The sequence below is a fragment of the Vibrio sp. M260118 genome (assembly GCF_036533755.1).
In the GTDB taxonomy this organism is placed as follows: Bacteria; Pseudomonadota; Gammaproteobacteria; order Enterobacterales; family Vibrionaceae; genus Vibrio.
Genome location: NZ_JATABG010000351.1, coordinates 1 through 3,617 on the forward strand (window position 1 = coordinate 1; position 3,617 = coordinate 3,617).

The following is a 3,617-nucleotide window of genomic DNA, read 5'->3' on the forward strand; positions in this document are numbered from 1 at the left end:
ATAGTTTGTTTATGCCCTGTTTGGATCTTGATGAACTCGACGTATTGCAAAAGAAAGTTTGGGGCTTTGGTACACGTTGGTGGCATTGGGCGAGATTTAAGCGTGATGATTATTTAGGCCAAGGGGACTTAAAACAGGCGGTACTAGACAAAGTTACCGAACTTGGCGGTCAGTCATGCACCGGAGCGGTAAAAGCGGTTCTTCATCTAAGATATTTTGGCCTCTACTTTAGCCCGGTGAATTTCTACTACATATACGACGATGAGCAGCAGTGGCGGTACTTATTAGCAGAGGTAAGCAACACCCCTTGGAATGAACGCCATTACTACTTGTTAGATGCAAATGACGAGCTCACATGGAAGCACAGCAAAGCTTTCCATGTTTCTCCGTTTAACCCACTGGAACAAGAGTACGTTTGGAAAATTAAACCGATCGAGAAGCGCTTGTCTGTCCATCTCGAATGCCACTGCTCTGAAAAAGAGTTTGATGCGACGTTAAAAATGGCCAAGCAGCCTCTAAGTTCGAAAGTGCTTCTTAAGCATTTGATCGTTACGCCAATCATGGCAGTAAAAGTCACCATGGGTATTTATTGGCATGCATTAAAGCTATGGCTCAAAGGAGCACCGTTTTACAGCCACCCGAAGTATGAATACGGCAATGAACCAAAAGCGACTCAACGCGCGGAAACGAATAACAACAAGGAGTCCCAACAATGATTAACTCACAAACGCTACCTTTGCCTGCGCAACTGACGTCGGTACAAAAGACCGCAAGGAATATTGCTTTCTCTTGTCTGTGTAAGATTCAGTTTGGTTCGTTGACTGTTGTTGAGTCTTTTAGAGTAGAAGGCTCTCAACAAGTTAGAGAAAGCTTTGGCACCCCAAGAAACGGTCAACCAAGCGCCATTATTGAGGTGAAGAATCCCGCCTTCTACGCACGTCTTCTCAAAGGAGGAAGCATCGCCGCTGGTGAAGCATATATGGATGGTTGGTGGGACAGCCCAAATCTAACCGCTTTGATGGAGTTGATGGCGCTGAACATGACGACTCTTGATTCGATTGAAAGTCGCTCTAGCTTGCTGTCTAAACTGGTCTATCAAGTCGGGCATTGGCTCAACCGCAACACGGTAGAGAACTCGGCAAAAAATATCCAAGCTCACTATGACTTGAGCAACGAGCTTTACCAGACGTTTTTAGACAGCCGAATGCTCTACTCATCGGGTATTTACGCTTCAGAGCATGACACCCTAGAGCAAGCTCAAATCAATAAAATGGAGCGTCTGTGCCATCAATTGAAATTGAGTGCTAACGACTCAGTGATCGAGATAGGCACAGGCTGGGGGGCGATGGCGATCTATATGGCGGAAAACTACGGTTGTCATGTCACTACCACGACAATTTCTGAACAGCAATACGAGTACACCAAACAGCAAGTTGAGCAGAGAGGGCTGGAAGATAGAATTACCCTGCTTAAGAAAGACTACCGTTTACTTGAAGGTAGCTTTGACAAACTGGTGTCGATTGAAATGATCGAGGCGGTGGGTAAGCAGTTTCTTACGTCATACATTCAAAAGTGTCAGTCGCTGCTAAAGCCTGGCGGTTTGATGGCAATCCAAGCGATCACCATCGCTGACCAACGTTATGACAGCTACAGCAAAAATGTCGATTTTATTCAGAAGTATATTTTCCCTGGTGGCTTCTTACCTTCGATTACGGCGTTGACGCAGGCGACTACGCAGCATAGTGATCTCGTTTTAAGAGACCTATTCGATATTGGCCAGGACTACGCCCAAACGCTAAGAGATTGGTACATCAAGTTTAATCAAGCTCAAGAACGCGTGTCTGAACTTGGATTCGATCAACGCTTTGTACGCATGTGGAACTACTACTTCTGTTATTGCGAGGGTGGCTTTAGAGCTAAGTCGATCAGTACGGTTCACATGACTTTCCAACGTCCGTAGAAGTTGCCCAGAGGGAGTACGTGATGAAACGGCTATTGATTGTTTCAACTTGGTTTCAAGTTATCTGGTTTTGTGCGGTTATAGGCAATTATGACCTGCAATATGTGACGTTATCACTGGTTACTCTGACGCTGATTGTATTCGCGGTCAAAGCGACATTCAGTTGGATTAAATATGCTGTGATTGTTGCATTAGGACTCGCGGTTGATTTTACCAACTTAACGATTGGTTGGCTTCAGTTTGAATCCGGACACTTCCCCTTATGGCTATTTGCATTGTGGCTGATATTTGCTTGGTACGCCTATTTTTTGCATCCAATACTGAGCCAGTATCCATTGATTCTCGTATCAATGGTAGGAGGGGTAGGAGGAGCGCTCAGTTATGCAGCCGGAGAGAGCCTTGGCGCCGTCTCATTTGGGGTTTCTACCTTCACTATGGTTGGTATCTTGTTCGTTGAGTGGTCTTTGCTCATTGGGATAATTATTAAGGTATATGGATATGAAAGTGCTAACAACTCTAGTCACTTACCTCACACTAACAGGTAGTGCTATCGCGTCGACGCCTGCTGCGACGAATGTGGATGATTGGAGAAGTTGGACTAGTGTCGGCCAAGCACAGTTGACGATGTTCTTCTTTGATATATATGAGTCGCAATTGCTAAGCCCGAATGGAGATTATGTTGTCGACCAAGATATAACGCCGCACCCGCTTGCCTTGTCTATTACTTACCAACGTGACATCTCGCAAAAGCAGTTGCTTGATGCCACCGTTGAGCAGTGGGACAAGCTGGGCTATAAGCAAAGCACGACCCAAGCTTGGTACTCTAGACTGCAAGCGATCTTCCCCGACATAGAGGAAGGCAACAACCTTACCTACGTGACAGATGGCCGCAAGGGGCAGTTTTATTACTCAAACCCTCAAGCAGAGCAAAGAATGATCGGTTCGATTGAAGAAGAGGCTTTCAATGATGCTTTTCTTGCCATTTGGCTGTCTCCTGACACTGAATATCCGAGACTTAGACAACGTTTAATTGGGAGCAATTAATGCTAAAGCGTATAAAGGCACTTGTTCTTGTCGTGCTGTCGACAATTTTGCTAATCGGTTGCAGCGCTGATTTGGATGATTACCAAGATACTGGCCCAGACTTTAACTTGTTCGAGTATTTTAATGGCAAGTCTACAGCGTGGGGTATGGTTCAAGACTACACCAATAAGCAAACTCGGCGTTTTGAAGTAGCGATTGTCGGCACAATAGATGGAAACACGCTTACACTGGTAGAAGATTTTGTGTTCGATGATGGTGAAGAGTCTCAGCGCATATGGAGAATCGAACGCCTTGGCAACGGAACTTATCAAGGCCGTGCCGATGACATCATTGGCCAAGCTACCGGAAAAGAAGTGGGTAATGCATTGCAATGGGAGTATGATTTTGAACTTCAGCTAGAGGACTCGACCGTGGTCGTTACTTTTGATGATTGGCTTTATCGCCAAGATGAAAAGCACGTGTTTAATCTGACCAAGATTAAGAAGTTTGGTATAGAGGTAGGGCGAATAACGCTGTTTTTTCAGAAAGAATAGAGAGTCAGATATTATCCCGATTGGCGTTGTTCAGTCATCCCCGAGAGCGAGGAACGAGGGAGTTGGGGATCTCTCAAAGC

5 protein-coding genes are annotated in these 3,617 nt (G+C 45.4%); all 5 read left to right on the forward strand.

Annotation, left to right across the window (positions count from 1 at the left end):
- Window positions 1-716 (forward strand): DUF1365 domain-containing protein (locus tag QTO00_RS16525; protein WP_331425766.1); only part of this gene is annotated, 716 nt, incomplete at its 5' end.
- Window positions 713-1,960 (forward strand): cyclopropane-fatty-acyl-phospholipid synthase family protein, encoded by a 1,248-nt coding sequence (locus QTO00_RS16530; protein ID WP_331425767.1) that lies wholly within the window; start codon window positions 713-715, stop codon window positions 1,958-1,960. The genes QTO00_RS16525 and QTO00_RS16530, both read left to right, overlap by 4 nt.
- A gap of 23 nt (window positions 1,961-1,983) precedes the next feature.
- Window positions 1,984-2,505, forward strand: coding sequence for a DUF2878 domain-containing protein (locus QTO00_RS16535; RefSeq protein WP_331425768.1), 522 nt, complete (start codon window positions 1,984-1,986; stop codon window positions 2,503-2,505).
- Window positions 2,459-3,004, forward strand: coding sequence for a chalcone isomerase family protein (locus tag QTO00_RS16540; protein ID WP_331425769.1), 546 nt, complete (start codon window positions 2,459-2,461; stop codon window positions 3,002-3,004). Before QTO00_RS16535 ends, QTO00_RS16540 begins: the two co-directional genes overlap by 47 nt.
- Complete coding sequence (locus tag QTO00_RS16545; protein WP_331425770.1) at window positions 3,004-3,537, forward strand: DUF3833 domain-containing protein; 534 nt, start codon at window positions 3,004-3,006, stop codon at window positions 3,535-3,537. Before QTO00_RS16540 ends, QTO00_RS16545 begins: the two co-directional genes overlap by 1 nt.
- Window positions 3,538-3,617: the final 80 nt, after the last annotated feature.

Excerpts from the sequence above, each read along its gene's own strand:
- QTO00_RS16540 (WP_331425769.1), top strand. The coding sequence starts at position 2,459 with ATGAAAGTGCTAACAACTCTAGTCACTTACCTCACACTAACAGGTAGT.
- QTO00_RS16535 (WP_331425768.1), top strand. The coding sequence starts at position 1,984 with ATGAAACGGCTATTGATTGTTTCAACTTGGTTTCAAGTTATCTGGTTT.
- QTO00_RS16545 (WP_331425770.1), top strand. The coding sequence starts at position 3,004 with ATGCTAAAGCGTATAAAGGCACTTGTTCTTGTCGTGCTGTCGACAATT.
- QTO00_RS16530 (WP_331425767.1), top strand. The coding sequence starts at position 713 with ATGATTAACTCACAAACGCTACCTTTGCCTGCGCAACTGACGTCGGTA.